Source organism: Bacillus sp. FSL L8-0654 (genome assembly GCF_038629965.1).
GTDB lineage: Bacteria > Bacillota > Bacilli > Bacillales > Bacillaceae > Bacillus > Bacillus safensis.
On record NZ_CP152026.1, the window covers coordinates 3,361,937 to 3,379,206 of the forward strand.

The following is a 17,270-nucleotide window of genomic DNA, read 5'->3' on the forward strand; positions in this document are numbered from 1 at the left end:
TGACTCCCCCTATGAGTGGTCGTGGTATGTGTAAAAACCTCTCTTTGTCTTTTTGCCCAGCCAGCCTGCATTCACGTATTTTTTCAAAAGAGGACAAGGTCGATATTTGCTGTCTCCAAGTCCCTCGTGAAGGGTATTCATAATAAATAAACATGTATCCAGTCCGATGAAATCAGCTAGACGAAGCGGCCCCATTGGATGATTCATCCCAAGTGTCATCACGCCATCAATGCTTTCTGCATCTGCTACGCCTTCATACAGGGTGTAAATGGCTTCATTGATCATTGGCATCAATATGCGGTTTGATACAAACCCTGGGAAGTCTTCCACTTCAATTGGGGTTTTGTTTAATGTCTTCGCTGTTTCATAAACAACTTGATATGTGTCATCACTCGTTTGCAGCGCTCGAATGACTTCAACCAGTTTCATGACAGGAACCGGATTCATAAAATGCATGCCAATCACTTTCTCCGGTCTCCCCGTAACAGCTGCTAATTCTGTGATCGACAAGGAAGACGTGTTTGACGCAAATATGGCCTCAGCCTCTGCAAATTGATCAAGTGTTTCAAAGATTTGTTTTTTCACACTCATTTGTTCTGATGCGGCTTCTATGACTAAATGAGCCTGTTGCATGTCTTTTAAATCTGTGGAAACGGCAAGCCGCTGCGTAATATCTCGGACTGCCTGATGTGCCAGCTTTCCTTTTTCTGCCCGCTTCGTCAGTTGTTTGGTCATGGAGGAGATCGCTCGATGAATCTGCTTTTCTGATACATCATGGAGCAGGACTGTATAGCCTGACTGAGCAAACACTTGGGCAATGCCTGATCCCATTTGACCAGCCCCAACGACCATAACGGTCTCTTCTATACTCATCAATAAACGCCTCCCTTTTCATCTACCTTTATCATGATGGCGTCTCCTTGACCGCCTCCGCTGCAAATCGCCGCAATGCCAAGGCCTCCGCCTCTTTGTCTTAATGCATGAATCAATGTCAATATGACGCGTGTTCCGCTTGCCCCAATCGGATGACCGAGTGCGACAGCCCCCCCGTTGATATTCATTTTCCGCCGGTCGATCCCGGTTATTTTTTCACATGCCAAAGCCACAGCTGAAAAGGCCTCATTGATTTCAAACAAATCAATATCCTCTAGGCGCTTTCCTGTTTTCTTTAAAAGCTTCTCGATAGCAAAGGCTGGTGTTTTCGGAAAATCCTTCGCCTCTACAGCAACCTGAGCATGACCGAGAACGACTGCCATTGGCTTTACGTCATGCCGTGCAGCATACGTGTCTTTCATTAAAAGGAGCGCACTTGCACCATCATTGACACCTGGTGCATTTCCAGCGGTGATGGTCCCCTTCTGATCAAAAACAGGCATGAGCTTTGACAGCCGTTCATATGACGTATCACGCCGCGGAGACTCATCTTCTGTGATCAGCCGTTCTCCCGTTTTTATTTTGACGGTGACGGGGGTGATTTCATGTTGAAAAAAGCCGTTTTTTTGCGCTTCGATGGCCCGTTCATGACTTCTGAGTGCCCACAGATCCTGCTCTTCCCGCGTGATGCCGAGCTCCTTTGCAGCCACACTTCCATACTCACCCATATGAACGCCTGTAAACGAACAGGTCAATCCATCTAAAATCATCGCATCTTGTACTGCACCATCACCCATTTTGTAGCCCCATCGCGCTTTTTTTAGCAGATAAGGAGCGTGAGACATAGATTCCATACCGCCCGCTGCGATGACCTCAGCATCTCCGGCTCGAATGCTTTGATCTGCTGCAGTCACACTGCGCATTCCGGATGCACAGACTTTATTGATGGTTTGTGTTGGAACAGACCAAGGAAGATCAGCATATCTTGCTGCTTGCCTTGAAGGAATCTGCCCTTGCCCTCCTTGTAACACACATCCCATGATGACCTCATCTATTTCATGAGAACCCGAAACTCTTTCCAGTGCAGCCTTGATCGCTATACCGCCTAGTTCTGCGGCAGTCAAACCACTGAGAGCACCGCCTAGTTTTCCAAATGGTGTTCTTGCTCCAGATACAATGACCGTCGTACTCATATATGCCCCTCCCCGTTTGTTACCGCTTACATATCATTTAGGCAGCTGATGAAACAGCGCCATGGATAAGCCGATGAACATTCTATTCATCGGCCTGTCATCTTTACGACACCTGTTTTCCAGGCTCGCCAAACACTGATTTTTCAAGAAGTTCGGCGACATCAAATGTGCCTACCTGCTCCTCTACTTCCTTCGCCTTCGTCCCATCTCCCAGCATCGTTAAGCAATAAGGACACCCTGAGCTGATGATGGACGGCTGGACCTGTAACGCCTGCTCCGTTCGTGCAGTGTTAATCCGGGTACCCGTCTCTTCTTCCATCCACATTAAGCCCCCACCTGCTCCGCAGCACATACCAGTTTCACGGTTGCGTTCCATTTCTTTCAGCGTCACACCTGGAATGGCTTTTAAAATGTCTCTTGGCGGGTCGTACACTTCGTTATATCTGCCTAAGTAGCATGAGTCGTGGAAAGTAATCACTTCGTTCACTTCATGTACAGGCGTTATTTTCCCTTCTTTCACTAACTCTGCCAGTAATTCTGTATGATGGTACACTTCTGCCTCAAGTCCAAAGTCTGGATATTCATTTTTAAATAAGTTGTAGGCGTGTGGATCAATCGTGACGATCTTTGTGACGCCGTTTTTCTGGAATTCTTCAATGTTTTTTGCAGCAAGCTCTTGGAATAAAAATTCGTTGCCGAGTCTTCTTGGCGTATCGCCTGAGTTTTTCTCTTTATTGCCTAGGATGGCAAAGGATACTCCCGCTTCATTGAGGAGCTTTGCAAAGGCAAGTGCAATCTTTTGGCTTCGATTGTCATATGCCCCCATTGAACCAACCCAGAATAAATAATCAAAGGTTTGCTCTGCTTTTTTCAGCTCTTTCACTGTCGGCACATGCACATCTTCTCTCAGTTCACGCCAATTTTCTCTTTCTTTCCGGTTCAATCCCCACGGGTTCCCTTGGCGCTCAATGCTTGTCATGGCACGCTGTGCATCTGCGTCCATTTTCCCTTCAGTCAAGACAAGATATCTGCGCATATCAATAATCTTATCAACGTGTTCATTCATGACAGGGCATTGGTCTTCACAGTTTCGGCACGTCGTACATGCCCAGATTTCTTCTTCTGTAATGACCTCTCCAATAAGAGAAGGATGATATATAGAACTGGCAGCCGACTCTTCCGCACCTGCTCCTCTCGCCTGCAGTGCCAGCTGGTTTCCTGTTGTCTGCTTGAAGGCAAGCTGCGGGACCCAAGGTGTTTTTGATGTAATGGCGGCCCCTTTATTGGTTAAATGATCTCTTAACCTTAATATCAAATCCATCGGAGACAGCATCTTCCCTGTCCCTGTTGCCGGGCACATATTCGTGCAGCGCCCGCATTCCACACAGGCATAAAGATCGATCAACTGAGACTGACGGAAGTCTTCAATTTTTCCTACACCGAAGGTCTCTTGTGACTCATCTTCAAAATCAATTTTTTGCAGCTTGCCTGGCGGGTCTAATCTGCTGACAAATACGTTCACAGGCCCTGCAATCAGATGGGCGTGCTTTGACTGAGGAACGTATACTAAGAATGTCAGCAAAATAAGAAGATGCACCCACCATGCGGCATAAAAAACAATCGCAGCCGCAAGAGGTGAAATTCCGCCCAGCAAGAAGGCAATACCAGAAGCAATTGGCTCAGTTGATGATAGAGAGTGTCCATGCCAGATGATGTTCATGCCGTTCCCAAGTAAGACTGTCAGCATTAAGCCGCCAATAAATAAAAGCACTAGTCCCGATTTGAAGCCTCGTTTTAAACGGACAAGCTTTTCCACGTATCTTCTATGGAAAGCCCATACAACGGCCACTAAAATGAGAAGTGTGACCACCTCTTGGAAAAACGTAAAGACCCCGTACACCGGACCTAAAGGAAGCCCGCTGTCTGGAATAAGCCCCTTCAGAATAAAATCAAGGGCTCCGAACTGTACGAGGATAAATCCGTAGAAAAACAGCACATGAATGATGCCGCTCTTCTTGTCCTTTAACAGCTTCTTTTGCCCAAATACGTTGACCCAAACACGCTCTAAGCGTTTCTTCATGTCTTGTTGAAACTCTTCTTTTTTACCAAGACGAATATACGCCGCTCGTGTTCGAATGAGATAAACAAACAAATACACAGCGTAAGCGGTCACCGCCGCAAATGCGATCAAGTTGATGATTAAAAGGCTATTCATCTTGCTCCCCCTTTCATTCCCCAAAACCCTCTTTGTTCCGTTTCCATGTTGTACCTCTATCATAAATAATGAATGAGTATTCAGTCAATATTTTTTACACGTTTGGGTACACTATTGAAATATGCAAAAAAGGAGGAAGTTTCATGATCGCATTAATCATCCTACTCGTAATCATTGCCATCGTTTTGCTCGTCATGTTAGACCTTTATATGGGAAAGAAATATTTTTCTACGCACGCATTTGAACGGTCTTTTGACCAAACAAGCGGCGATGCCACCTTTTATCATGATGGCGAACCATTTTTCGATCAGCTGCTTACGGATATACAGCAGGCCTCTTCTTCTATTCATATGATGTTCTTTATTGTAAAGAACGACAAGATTGGTCAAAGGGTGTTCCAAGCATTGAAAGCCAAAGCGGAGCAAGGCGTTTCCGTCTTTTTGCTAACCGACCGATTAGGCTCCTATCCGTTTGATCAAAAGTCGATTGACATGCTAGAAAGAAGCGGCATTCAATTTTACTTTTTAAATAAGCCTCGTTTTCCTTTTTTGATTTACCGTTTAAACATGAGAAATCACCGTAAAATTACGGTGATTGATGGGAAAATTGGCTATATTGGCGGATTTAATATAGGCGATGAATATGTTGGAAAGAAAGGCCGGTTTGGCATTTGGAAGGATTATCATTTGCGGATGACTGGACAGGTTGTCGCAGATCTCCAGCATGTATTTCTGAATGATTTGTACCGGTCGTCTGGTATTCATCAGCTGCAATATGAGGTTTTCCCTGCATTGGAACCGGGAACATTACAATGCACAACACGCGCGACTGCTGGCTTTTCTTTAGAAGCTTTATTTCTCCAAGATATTCAGCAGGCGAGGAAACAGATCATCATCTGTACGCCTTATTTTATTCCATCTTCCCCTCTTCTGAAGGCGCTGCTTGATGCACGAAAGCGGGGCGTCACAGTTGAAATCATCATTCCAATGAAAGCGGATCATCCACTTGTCAAAGAGGCTGGCTTTCATTATTTGAAGGACCTCATTGCCTCTGGATGTCTTGTTTATCGTTTTTATAAAGGGTTTTATCATTCGAAAGCCATTTTGATTGATCACAGCCGCTGTATGATCAGTACCGCGAATTTTGATAAACGCAGCTTGTTTTTAAACGAAGAAGTAGATGTAGCCATTGATGATCCCGCTTTTACTGCACACGTAGAAGAAAAGATTCGGGAGCATATGGAGGTATCTGAAATCTTGACAGAAGAAACATTGTCAAAGCGCCCGCTTTTCACACGGCCGCTTGAGTGGGTTGCCGCCATGTTCTCGTATTTTTTATAAAGGAGATGACCTATGCGTTATCGATTTGGTTATGTATCCAATGCCGTCACCTTGTGGGAAGCTTCTCCTGCCAAGTCGCTGACCTTTGCTAGATACAGCAAGCTCGCTAAGGAAGAAAGAAAAGAGGCTTTATTGCGAACAACAAACGCCAATCTCGTGAATACATTAAGAACGCTTTATTTCGCCATTGCTCATGATATCCCGCTTTACCGTTTTTCAAGCTCGATCGTCCCGCTCGCGACCCATCCAGAGGTGCGCTGGGACTTTGTGACACCTTTTCACAAAGAATTTCTTGAGATCGGCAAGCTGGTGAAACGGCACGGCTTACGGGTCAGCTTTCACCCCAATCAATTCACCTTGTTTACCAGCCCAAAACCTTCGATTACAGAAAATGCCGTCATCGATATGACGTACCATTATCAAATGCTTGAGGCGATGAAGCTCGATAAGGAAGGCTACATGAACATTCATGTAGGGGGGGCGTACGGCGATAAAGAATCGGCTCTTCAACGCTTTGATGAAAATATCAAACAGCTTCCGGCTCATATCAAGGCGAGAATGACACTTGAGAACGATGACAAAACATATACGTCGCTGGAAACGCTTGGTGTATGTGAAAAGCATGACATTCCGTTTGTTTTTGATTACCATCATCATGTGGCAAATAAAGATGATGATGCCGCACTCGATGACATCTTGCCAAGAATGTTCGACACATGGACAAACACTGGCATTCCGCCCAAAATCCATTTGTCTTCACCTAAATCAGAAAAAGCCATACGCAGTCATGCAGATGGAGTAGATATGAACTTTGTCTTACCGCTTTTTCAAGCATTAAAACCATATGGTCGTGATGTAGATTTCATGATTGAAGCAAAATTAAAGGATCAAGCTCTGCTCCGTCTAGTCGAAGAGCTGTCAGCGATAAGGGGCAATCGGCGGACGGGCGGGGGAACCATTGAGTGGAAAACATAGAGAAAGGTTTACCTTTGTGCAAATGGGGGTAACAAAGCTATTGTGAGAAAGTAATTAACAGGAGGATATGAAGATGTCTCAAATCTATTCAATCCGAATCGCTGCGAAAGCGTTGAATTTACATAAGCTTATTTCTCTTTATGAAAAGTGCCAGCAGGCTCAGCATCGTTTATATGTGTATTCTAAAAAGACAATGTGCAGCATTAAGAACATCGTAGAGCTTGAAACCTTCAGGCTCACTCATTTAGAATCTGACTACTTAATTGTCGTGGAGGGGAAAAAAGCGCAAGACCTCCTACAGCCATTTGAAAAAGAGAAGGTTTCATAAAGAAGAGCAGCCATAGGCTGCTCTTTCAGATTGGTTGACAAAGGGCTAAAATGATGTTGATTTTAGCCCTTTGTCTTCTTTTCAGCGTGATTGAAAACCATTGCAGCCCTAGGAAGGACGAGTACCGGCGCGGAGCGAATTTGACATTCGTGAGCACCGGCACGCAGGCGTGACAACGAATGCGAGGGTTTGTCTACATGCTGGGAGAGCAGCCGCGGGCTGCTCTTTTGCTATATCCACTCTTTTGTTAACCAAACTTGTTTGGAGGATGCATCCATTTTCACTTGTGCCCCGATTGGCATCGTAAGCATTGGGTGCGTATGAGCACAGTCAAAATCAGCGATGAGTGGTCTTTTTGTCTCTCCGAGTACCTCAAGTAAAATCTCATAAGGCTCTTTGCCCGTCCCTTCATCATCAAACAGCTCATGTTTTCCTAAAAGAATCCCAGAAACCCGTTCAAACACGCCATTTACTTTCAATAAAGAGAAGTTCTTTTCAACAACCGACGCGGTTTTCATACAATCTTCAATGAGAAGGATGTCTCCGTTTTGGATGGCTGGCATGAACTCACTTCCCCATATGCCGTACATCGCATTCAAGTTCCCGCCGATCAATTTGCCTTCTGCTTGTCCCTCTATGACGCACAGCCAATCATTTGGACGCTGCTTTTTATCACCCGTCTTTTCTTCCCAATTGATTCGTTCATCTGTCCAAAAAGGCGGTTTTTCAATCTGATAAGGTATGGTTTGCTGGGACTTCAGGATGTCCTCAAACGACTGATATGTATAAGTGACAAACGGTTCAAACTCGCCAAAAGAAGGAACAAGCGCCGGCCCGTAGAAAACAGGCAGTCCCGTTTTTTCGTACGCCGCTAAAAGAATCGCTGTCGCATCTGAATAACCGATCATGATTTTCGGATGTTGTTTCAGCAGGTCAAAATCAAGATAAGGCAGCAAACTATTTGAATTCGTCCCGCCAATCATTGACATGATGCACGCCAAGTCCTCTCTAGCCATCAGCTCATTCAGCTCATCTGCTCGTTCTTGAATTGTACCTGAACGGTAGTAATCCTCTTTCCCTGTTAATGATCCTGGAACCACAATGAATCCTTTTTGCTCAAGCCACTTCTTCGCCCGCTCATACCTAAGAGGCGAGGTCGCTGATGCAGGACTAGAAGGTGAAAATATACCGATCTTATCGCCCTTTTGTAATCGCCGAAGCCCCTTCATTCCATCAGATCCTTCCTACACGCATTTTTTCTATCCTAACAAAAAAAGCCCTTTAACAAAAGAGCTCTCAGATTGTTGACAAAGGGCTAAAATGATCTTTATTTTAGCCCTTTGTCTTCTTTTCAGCGTGATAGAAAACCTTTGCAGCCCTAGGAAGGACGAGTACCGGAGCGGAGCGAATTGACATTCGTGAGCACCGGCACGCAGAACTGCGGGCGAATGCGAGGGTTTGTCTACGCACTGATCAATGACCAAACTGCGCTTCATGCAGTCTGCTGTATACGCCGCCCATTTGGATGAGGTCTTGGTGGCGGCCTTGTTCTTGGACGCCTTCCTCTGTCACGACGATGATACGGTCGGCGTGTTTAATTGTTGCCAGGCGGTGGGCAATGACGAGTGTTGTCCTGCCGACAGCCAGTTCGCTCAGTGCATCCTGTATAGCTTTTTCTGTTTCTGTATCAAGTGCTGATGTAGCTTCATCTAAAATAAGAATCGAAGGATTTTTTAGGAACATCCGCGCAATTGACAAGCGCTGCTTTTGACCGCCTGACAGTTTGACGCCGCGCTCGCCTATCACCGTATTTAATCCTTCTGGGAAACGCTGAACAAGTTCCTCTAAATGCGCACGACGTACAGCCTCCCAAATCTCTGCATCGCTGGCTTCTAGGTTGCCGTACGCGATGTTTTCTCGAATGGTGCCTGAGAATAAAAAGACATCCTGCTGCACAATGCCGATCTGCTGTCTTAAAGAAGACAGGGTCATCGATTTTGTACTCACACCATCAATCGTAATCTCCCCTTTGTCCACATCATAAAAACGTGGCAGCAAACTGCAAATCGTCGATTTCCCGGCTCCTGAGGGACCGACAAACGCAACAGTTTCTCCTTGTTTGATCTTCAAATCGATATCCTTTAACACATGGCTGTGCTCATCGTAGCCAAATGTCACGTTTCGATATTCAATTTCACCTTTTAGCCCGAATACATCACGAGCTCCCTCTGTATCCTTCACATCTGGCTCTGTTTCAAGTAAATCGACATAGCTTTTAAAGCCCGCAATTCCTTTTGGATACATTTCAATCACTGTGTTGATTTTATCAATCGGTCTGAATAAGACATTTGTAATGAGAACAAACGCGATAAATCCACCTGCCGTTAATTGCCCTTGCAGAACAAACCATGTCCCTGCCAGAAGGACAAACAGTGTCACAAGACGTGTGAGAATGTAACTGATTGAGCCGTTGACCGACATGATTTTATATGAAAGAAGCTTCGCTTTCCGAAAGCGGTTGTTGTTTTCAGCAAAACGCTTTTTCTCGAAATGTTCGTTGGCAAAGGCTTGAACAAGACGAATGCCGCCAATATTGTTTTCAACCCTTGCATGAAAGTCTCCAATGTCATTGTTCAGCTGTGTAATCGCCTGCGTCATCTTCTTATTAAAATGAAGGGCGAGCCAGATGATGACAGGCATGATCAAGAAGGTTAAAATAGCAAGCTGCCAGTTAATCATCAGCATGACAGCAAAGGCACCAAGAATCGTCATAATTGCAATAAACAAATCCTCAGGTCCGTGATGAGCCACCTCACCAATGTACATGAGGTCATTTGTCATCCGAGACATAAGCTTACCCGTTTTGTTGTTATCAAAGAACTTAAATGAGAGACGCTGAAAATGATCAAACAGCTTCTTCCTCATATCTGTTTCAATATTAATACCTAACATGTGCCCCCAGTACGACACAATAAACTGCATAACCGAGCTGAGTGCATAAATGATAAACAGAGCAAGTGCGGTCCAGGCAATGACCGTCCAATTCCCTGTTGGTAATAATGTATCAATGAAGTAGTTCACGATCAGCGGGAAACCAAGTTCCATTAATCCAACTGCGACAGCGCAAAAGAAATCTAAAAAGAACAGACCGCGATAGGGCCTGTAATAGGCAAAAAAGCGTTTTAGCATATGTAAAAGAACCTCATTTCCTCTATAATTGATAATCATTTTCAATTATAGAGGAATCCTCTTCAAAATACTAGATCAGGAAATGATTTCATTGACTGGAAATCCTCATAATACGCCAGAAAACAACCGGGCAAATGATTCCTTCAACCGCTCTTTTAAGCCTCTTTTATAAAAATGTACAGGACCCATTTGCTCACATTCCTTCATATCTTCCTCATAGTGGGCCATCAATTGCTCAATTGGCTTTTTCGCAGCTGTAAAGACATTGACCTCAAAATTGAGCTGAAAGCTTCTCATATCGACATTGGCGGTGCCGACAGAGGCGAGTTCTCCATCAGCAATCATCACCTTTTGATGCATAAACCCTTTTTGATAGTGATACACCTTGATGCCCTCTTTTAGAAGCTCAGAAAAATAGGATCTTGTGGCATATTGCGTGAGAAAGCCGTCATTGATCTCCGGTACCATCACCCTCACATCCACCCCTCTTGTGGCAGCGATTTTGAGCGCAGTGCGAATCGATTCGTTTGGTACAAAGTAAGGAGTGGCAATCCAGACAAATTGTTTCGCATTAGAAATGAGAGCATCATATAAATCACTCATACTTTCTTTCATATCAGGTCCAGTTGGTACAACCTGAATGACATCATCGCCTGTCACAGAATGCGGCGTATGATACTTCGGATCATCAATTAATACTTCATCTGATACATACTCCCAATCCAGCATAAAAACGGAGTGAAGGGTCTGAACAGCCTCACCCTTTAACATGGCATGCGTATCACGCCAAAAGCCGATCTTTTCATCCCGTCCTACGTATTCCTTGCCGACATTTAACCCGCCGACAAACCCTGTCTCTCCATCAATAATGACGATTTTCCGGTGATTTCGGAAATTGAATTTTTGATTAAAGAATCCATATTTTAAAGGTAGAAAAGGAGCGACCTTGACCCCTGCCTGCTTCAAGCGTTTAATATCTTTTCGTGAGAAACGAATGCTGCCCGCCGCATCATATATGAAGCGGACCTCTACCCCTTCTTTCACTTTTTCAATCAAAATCTCCATCATTCGGTGGCCGAGGAAATCAGATTTAAACATGTAATATTCAATATGAATGAATGATTTTGCTTTTTTTAACTCTTCAAAAATTCGGGGAAACGTCTCCTCTCCATTCTTTAAAATGTCCATATCACTATTTGTATTCACATGCATGCCTGTAGCTTTTTCTGTGTATTGAAAAAAACCACGCTGATTATCAGTTAAACGTGATTCATCCGGCTTGCTCTCAAGCTCAGATATTCTTCTTAATTTTTCACGGTTATACATTCTCTTTGATTTGAATAAATGACCTTTTACATAGAGCTGTCCTGAGAACAGATAGAACATATAGCCAATGATCGGGAAAAAAATCAGCACATATATCCATAATAACGTGTGCTGTGATGTACGATTCTCCAGCATGAGTGAGATGATACTAAATAAAATAATGGCGATATAAATCGCTGCGTACAGCTGAACGCTCCACGCCGGCACAGTCCACCAATACACCACATATGCCCCAAATATCATAAAATATAAAAATAAAAATTCCAGTCTTCTCTTTTTCACATTCTCCGCCCTCATTCTGTCTTTTTCTCTTCCATACCCTTTGCACAGCTTGTATGAAACGCACAACCCATTCCTTTCTCCTAGCCTTTACAGACTTGCGCTATTTGATCCGATATAATGGAGAAATACGTGATGGAAAGGAAGATTTGTTTATGCATACACCCTCACCTTTAAAAAAAGGCGGGCATATTCGTGTCATCGCCCCAAGCCGAAGTGCCAGCATTTTATCAAAAGAAGGAATTTCTCAAGCGAAAAAACGTTTAGAGTCTTTAGGTTTCACTGTCTCTTTTGGACAGCATGTGTTTGAATGTGACATTCATTCCTCATCGTCTATTGAACACCGCTTGTCTGATCTGCATGAGGCGTTCAAAGATGATGAGGTCGATGGTATTTTGACAGCCATCGGAGGCTTTAACTGCAATGAACTTTTGCCTTATATTGATTACGACTTGATCCGACAGCATCCTAAAGTCCTTTGCGGCTATAGTGACATCACTGCACTTGCAAACGCCATTACAGCGAAATGTGATATGGTGACATATTCTGGCCCCCATTTCTCAAGCTTTCAAATGGAGCAGGGACAGGAAGAGCAGACCGCCATGTTTCAAGCTTGCTTGATGAACGGCGGCGAACCGTTTGATGTGATTCCTTCGACAAAATGGAGTGATGACGCGTGGTATCTCGATCAAGCGAACAGGCAGTTTCATCCGACGAAATGGAACATATATCAGGAAGGAACAGCTGAAGGCACCTTGTTTGGCGGAAACCTTTGTACACTGAACTTACTGCAAGGGACATCGTTTATGCCGAATGTAAAGGATGCCATCTTATTTGTGGAAGATGATGAGCTGGTGTTCCCTGAAATGTTCGCCAGAGACCTTACCTCTCTCTTGCAGCATGCAGAAACAATCAAAGGGTTGATCATCGGACGCTTTCAGAAGAAATCCAACATGACAGAGGAACATTTAAGATTCATCCTAGATAAACATCCAATGCTCAAACACATCCCTGTGATTTACGATGTCGATTTCGGACATACACAGCCAGTCTTCACCTTCCCGATTGGCGGAAACGTTCAGCTAGCGTGTACAAATGGAGACGTGAAGCTGCGCATTCATTCATAACTTAAGACCAAAAAGCACCCGAATAGGCGGTGCTTTTTTCTATAACACTATCTTTTTTAAAATTTTTTTAGAAAAAGTGATCCAACCCTTCATTCCCTTCGTTAAGTAGATGTAAAAAGAAAAGAGAGGAGGCAAAAACATGTTTTCTGATGTACTTAGCCAATTATTCGATTCTATCTCTAACATCATAAACACACTTGGATAATTTCATTTGACGCACACATACTACATGCTTACCGAAGGGAGGCACACTCTATGTTCTCTGATGTACTTAGCCAATTATTTGATTCTATTTCTAACATTATTAATACACTTGGATAATTTTTAAAACCCGCTATCCTCAAGAGATAGCGGGTTTTTACATGTTTTGAGTGGATGACATGTTGTTCCATTAAATAAATCTAGAACAATGCCTTCTATGAGCATGTTTCTGTTAAGTTATTTAAACAAACCTAATTGGATGCTATAATCTATTAAAGGAATATATTAACTATTTAAGGAGATATAATGAAAAAACGTTTGATTGGTTTGTTTTTTATTACTCTTTGTATTCTTGGATTAAGTTCCACTCCAAATCGTCTCACTCTTTCTGAAGAAGAATTAGATCAAAAGGTAGCACAAGTATTAGACTCGTTATGGAAAGAGCATGACTTGTTACATTATCAAATCGTTAAGACAGATCCCACAATTTCCATAGGCATCAATACTTCAAAAGATATAGCAGGTTTGCAGTCTGTATTAGAAAAGAAACTTCCTAAACAAGCATTAGAGAATTATGAAATTGAGATTTTCCAGAGAAATAAAAATGATATAAACGTTGAATGACAAAAACCCACTCCTGTTCCGAGTGGGTTTCTGCGTGTTCTTACATCTTCTCCGGAGCCGATACACCAATTAGTTTTAATGCATTAGCAAGCGTGATTTGTGTTGCTTTCATGAGTGAAAGACGTGCTGTTGTTTTTGTTTCGTTTTCTGCGTCAATGACCTTCTCGGCATTGTAGAAGCTGTGAAGGGCTGATGCCAGGTCATAAATATAGTTCGTCACACGGTGCGGAATACGCTTTTCAGCTGCTTCTGCTACAACTTCTGGGAAGCTGCCAATGATTTTCAGAAGATCGTATTCTTTTTCCGATTGAATGTGAGAGAAATCGGCTTTTTCAAGGTTCGGTTCATAGCCTTTTTCTTCACCTTGACGCAGCATGCTGCAAATTCTCGCATGCGCATATTGTGCATAGTACACAGGGTTTTCGTTAGACGTAGAAATCGCTAAGTCTAGGTCAAAGTCCATATGTGTCGCCGCACTTCTCATCGCAAAGAAATAACGAGTCGCATCTAAGCCGACTTCTTCAATCAGATCACGCATTGTGACGGCTTTTCCTGTACGCTTACTCATCTTCATCTTTTCGCCGTTTTTGTAAAGATGCACAAGCTGAATGATTTCTACTTCAAGCTTGCCAGCTGGATATCCAAGTGCTTGGATCGCCGCTTTCATCCGAGGAATATAGCCGTGATGGTCCGCTCCCCAAATGTTAATGAGCTGGTCAAAGCCTCTGTCCAATTTGTCTTTATGATATGCGATATCTGGAAGCAGGTAAGTGAAGCTGCCGTCTTTTTTAATCAGTACACGGTCCTTGTCATCGCCAAAATCAGTTGAACGGAGCCATGTTGCGCCGTCTTCTTCAAAGACATAGCCTTTTTCACGAAGTGTTTCCAGCGCTGGTTCGATTTTTCCGTTTTCATATAAAGAGGTTTCTGAATACCATACATCAAATGGCACACGGAAATTCTCAAGGTCTACACGTAATTTCTCTAATTCGTATTTCAAGCCGTATTCACGGAAGAACTTCATCCGCTCTTCTTCCGGCTCATGAACGAAACGGTCACCAAATTCATCCGCAAGCTTTTGTCCGATGCCTTTGATGTCTTCTCCTCTGTAGCCGTCTTCAGGCATTTCTTTTTCAAGACCGAGTGCCTCAAAATAACGTACTTCTACAGATAAAGCGAGGTTATTGATTTGATTCCCTGCATCGTTGATATAGTATTCACGGCTCACATCGAACCCTGCTTTATCAAGGATGTTACAAAGGGAATCTCCTACAGCTGCCCCGCGGGCATGTCCAAGGTGAAGGTCACCTGTTGGGTTGGCTGAGACGAATTCGACTTGCACCTTTTGACCGCCGCCTGTATTCGTTTCGCCATAAGCTTCTTTTGCCTCAAGGACAGCTGGTATGAGCTTTGTTAAATACTGATTGTTCATATAAAAGTTAATGAACCCTGGACCTGCGATATCCAGTTTTTCAATGGAAGCTTTCCCTTTATCAAACGCATTGACGATGTCTTCTGCGATTTGACGAGGTGCTTTTTTCGCAATGCGGGCAAGCTGCATCGCCATGTTGGTAGAGTAATCACCGTGTGTTTTGTCTTTCGGCACTTCTAAAAGGACATCTGGCACCTGGCTTTCATCGGCAAGTCCTGCTTTGACGACTGCCGCTATGATTTCTTCTTTTAACGCATCTTTGACCTGTTCTGCGATATTCATGAACGTAAATCCTCCTTATACGAAATCGATAATGTATGTAAATGCTTTTGATCTTCTCCTGTCAGCATATCGTACGTAATGTGCAGCAGCCCCTTGTCCACATCGAGATCAATACCATGTGTGTGCACATCTAGCTGAAGTGTACCGAATGGCATCGTGTAATGTGTGACGGTCGTTTCTCCAATGAGAAAGCGCTGCTTCATTTGAATAGCCCCTGATCTCATCACAAAAATTTCCTTTTCACTCATTTTCACAACGGTTTTTACTTGACCCATTTCATGTTCTTCATGGTAAGTGAGATACGTTTTGTCATTCTTCTCTTGGTACGTTCCAGTCGTGCGGAATTCGATCGTTTCAGCCGGCTCCGTCTCTGGTTTCATCACTGACTTTACATGAATTGAAATTTGGTTTTGTGTCATTTTGCACTTCCTTTGCTAAGACCCGTTTAACTAAAATAGTATACCATAATCATGATCGCCTATCATACCATCATTTCTCTTCTTCACGGCGATTAAACTTCGTTTTTCATCTTCAGCCATCCCTTTAGAAAAAAAGAAAAATACAACTGACCACTACGACAAGTCCAGCCTTTACACCTAAGTCTTTTCTTTTCATTAAGTAAAAAAGAGCCTGTATGCCTGAACTTGCCAAAAATGCCTGAAAAAAATCAAATGGTGCGATTTGATCCTTTTTAAATAACTGCATGAATAACGCAATGGACGTCAGATAGAAAAAGCCTCGATCGTGAAACAGCCCCAGCATCTCTTCCTTTGCTTCCTTCTTTGAAGCAAAAACAGGCGGATCAGCTGCGAGCTCTCGTTTCAATGTGAGAAAGCCTGCCCCTAACACACATAAAGCGAGGAACACCATCAATATTGACGAAAACATGAGCTCCCTCCTTTATTTTTTGACCAATGTAAAAAAAGAGCTTGTCCACATGAGATGACAAGCTCCTCTATCAACTGATTATTTCACAAATCCAAGCAGCATTTCGCGTAAAAGCTTACTCGCTGTATTCGCTGTTTGGTCAGAGTGATCATATACAGGTGCTACCTCGACAAGGTCTGCCCCAACGACTTGGACGTCAGATCCTGCAATCGCATGAATGGATGCAAGCAGCTCTTTTGATGTAATACCGCCAGCATCTACCGTTCCTGTACCAGGTGCATGAGCTGGGTCAAGTACATCAATATCGATCGTCACATATACTGGACGCCCTTTTAGCTTTGGCAATACTTGCTTCAATGGCTCCAGCACTTCAAATTTAGAAATGTGCATACCCGCTTCTTTTGCCCATTCAAATTCTTCTTTCATTCCAGAACGGATGCCGAAAGAGAATACATTTTCAGCTCCAATCAGTCCTGCAACTTTACGAATCGGTGTTGAATGTGAAAGCGGCTCACCCTCATATTCCTCACGAAGATCTGTATGTGCGTCTATATGGATGATGGCCAAATCAGGGTATTTCTTATACATTGCACGGAAAACCGGCCAAGACACAAGATGCTCGCCGCCCATTCCTAATGGAAACTTCCCTTTTTCTAAAATGCTGTCGACATACTCTTCAATTAAATCTAAGCTCTTTTGTGCATTCCCAAAAGGAAGTGGGATGTCACCCGCATCAAAGAATGGCACCTCATGCAGCTCACGATCTAAATAAGGGCTGTATTCCTCTAAACCGATCGATACTTCACGAATGCGGTTCGGACCGAAACGTGAACCTGGGCGGTAGCTGACTGTCCAGTCCATCGGCATGCCGTATAAAATGACCTTTGCATCTTCCCATGTCGGATGACTTCCAATAAACACTTTTCCTGAATAAGCCTCGTCGAATCTCATGCAAGATTCCTCCTTTTACGCTTCAAAAAATGCGCAAACCGTCATTT

General features: G+C 43.6%; 15 protein-coding genes. 5 read left to right on the top strand and 10 right to left on the bottom strand.

Going from position 1 to position 17,270, the window contains the following annotated elements:
- Nucleotides 1-9: 9 nt before the first annotated feature.
- The 3 genes from MHH65_RS17385 to MHH65_RS17395 all read right to left on the bottom strand — a co-directional run bounded on the left by MHH65_RS17385 (nucleotide 10) and on the right by MHH65_RS17395 (nucleotide 4,281).
- A complete protein-coding gene (locus tag MHH65_RS17385; protein WP_061110197.1) occupies nucleotides 10-873 on the bottom strand; it encodes a 3-hydroxybutyryl-CoA dehydrogenase in 864 nt (287 codons plus the stop codon).
- Nucleotides 873-2,066 (bottom strand): acetyl-CoA C-acetyltransferase, encoded by a 1,194-nt coding sequence (locus tag MHH65_RS17390; protein WP_061110198.1) that lies wholly within the window; start codon nucleotides 2,064-2,066, stop codon nucleotides 873-875. Before MHH65_RS17390 ends, MHH65_RS17385 begins: the two co-directional genes overlap by 1 nt.
- 103 nt (nucleotides 2,067-2,169) lie before the next feature.
- Nucleotides 2,170-4,281 (bottom strand): heterodisulfide reductase-related iron-sulfur binding cluster, encoded by a 2,112-nt coding sequence (locus MHH65_RS17395; RefSeq protein WP_268412517.1) that lies wholly within the window; start codon nucleotides 4,279-4,281, stop codon nucleotides 2,170-2,172.
- Nucleotides 4,282-4,424: 143 nt separating this feature from the next.
- On the opposite strand from MHH65_RS17395, the gene cls (MHH65_RS17400) reads away from it, so the two are divergent.
- The 3 genes from cls (MHH65_RS17400) to MHH65_RS17410 all read left to right on the top strand — a co-directional run bounded on the left by cls (MHH65_RS17400) (nucleotide 4,425) and on the right by MHH65_RS17410 (nucleotide 6,924).
- Nucleotides 4,425-5,621: a cardiolipin synthase gene (gene cls / locus MHH65_RS17400; RefSeq protein ID WP_041115506.1), complete on the top strand. Its 1,197-nt coding sequence runs from the start codon at nucleotides 4,425-4,427 to the stop codon at nucleotides 5,619-5,621.
- Nucleotides 5,622-5,633: 12 nt separating this feature from the next.
- Nucleotides 5,634-6,596: a UV DNA damage repair endonuclease UvsE gene (gene uvsE / locus MHH65_RS17405; RefSeq protein ID WP_251232398.1), complete on the top strand. Its 963-nt coding sequence runs from the start codon at nucleotides 5,634-5,636 to the stop codon at nucleotides 6,594-6,596.
- A gap of 73 nt (nucleotides 6,597-6,669) precedes the next feature.
- Complete coding sequence (locus MHH65_RS17410) at nucleotides 6,670-6,924, top strand: hypothetical protein (RefSeq protein WP_034281244.1); 255 nt, start codon at nucleotides 6,670-6,672, stop codon at nucleotides 6,922-6,924.
- Between the two features lie 230 nt (nucleotides 6,925-7,154).
- On the opposite strand, the gene MHH65_RS17415 is transcribed toward MHH65_RS17410, so the two are convergent.
- The 3 genes from MHH65_RS17415 to cls (MHH65_RS17425) all read right to left on the bottom strand — a co-directional run bounded on the left by MHH65_RS17415 (nucleotide 7,155) and on the right by cls (MHH65_RS17425) (nucleotide 11,721).
- On the bottom strand, nucleotides 7,155-8,153 hold the full coding sequence (locus MHH65_RS17415) for a S66 peptidase family protein (RefSeq protein WP_268412505.1): 999 nt from the start codon (nucleotides 8,151-8,153) through the stop codon (nucleotides 7,155-7,157).
- A 244-nt stretch (nucleotides 8,154-8,397) separates the two neighbouring features.
- On the bottom strand, nucleotides 8,398-10,113 hold the full coding sequence (locus tag MHH65_RS17420) for an ABC transporter ATP-binding protein (protein ID WP_098677201.1): 1,716 nt from the start codon (nucleotides 10,111-10,113) through the stop codon (nucleotides 8,398-8,400).
- 105 nt (nucleotides 10,114-10,218) lie between these two features.
- Nucleotides 10,219-11,721 (bottom strand): cardiolipin synthase, encoded by a 1,503-nt coding sequence (gene cls / locus MHH65_RS17425; RefSeq protein ID WP_255290968.1) that lies wholly within the window; start codon nucleotides 11,719-11,721, stop codon nucleotides 10,219-10,221.
- Nucleotides 11,722-11,873: 152 nt separating this feature from the next.
- Between cls (MHH65_RS17425) and MHH65_RS17430 the strand changes: the two genes are divergently transcribed.
- Complete coding sequence (locus MHH65_RS17430; RefSeq protein WP_098677160.1) at nucleotides 11,874-12,845, top strand: S66 peptidase family protein; 972 nt, start codon at nucleotides 11,874-11,876, stop codon at nucleotides 12,843-12,845.
- A 507-nt stretch (nucleotides 12,846-13,352) separates the two neighbouring features.
- The gene (locus tag MHH65_RS17435; protein ID WP_098677159.1) at nucleotides 13,353-13,670 is read left to right on the top strand and encodes a hypothetical protein; all 318 of its coding nucleotides are present in this window, start codon (nucleotides 13,353-13,355) and stop codon (nucleotides 13,668-13,670) included.
- A gap of 40 nt (nucleotides 13,671-13,710) precedes the next feature.
- Here MHH65_RS17435 and argS read toward each other — a convergent pair whose 3' ends face one another.
- The 4 genes from argS to speB all read right to left on the bottom strand — a co-directional run bounded on the left by argS (nucleotide 13,711) and on the right by speB (nucleotide 17,223).
- Nucleotides 13,711-15,384 carry an arginine--tRNA ligase gene (gene argS / locus MHH65_RS17440; RefSeq protein ID WP_098677158.1) on the bottom strand — a complete coding sequence of 558 codons (1,674 nt, stop codon included), beginning with the start codon at nucleotides 15,382-15,384 and terminating at the stop codon, nucleotides 13,711-13,713.
- On the bottom strand, nucleotides 15,381-15,803 hold the full coding sequence (locus MHH65_RS17445; protein ID WP_003215400.1) for a DUF1934 family protein: 423 nt from the start codon (nucleotides 15,801-15,803) through the stop codon (nucleotides 15,381-15,383). Before MHH65_RS17445 ends, argS begins: the two co-directional genes overlap by 4 nt.
- 124 nt (nucleotides 15,804-15,927) lie before the next feature.
- Nucleotides 15,928-16,272, bottom strand: a complete 345-nt coding sequence (locus MHH65_RS17450; protein WP_098677157.1) for a hypothetical protein — start codon at nucleotides 16,270-16,272, stop codon at nucleotides 15,928-15,930.
- Nucleotides 16,273-16,350: 78 nt separating this feature from the next.
- Complete coding sequence (speB, locus tag MHH65_RS17455; protein WP_268412498.1) at nucleotides 16,351-17,223, bottom strand: agmatinase; 873 nt, start codon at nucleotides 17,221-17,223, stop codon at nucleotides 16,351-16,353.
- Between the last annotated feature and the right edge of the window lie 47 nt (nucleotides 17,224-17,270).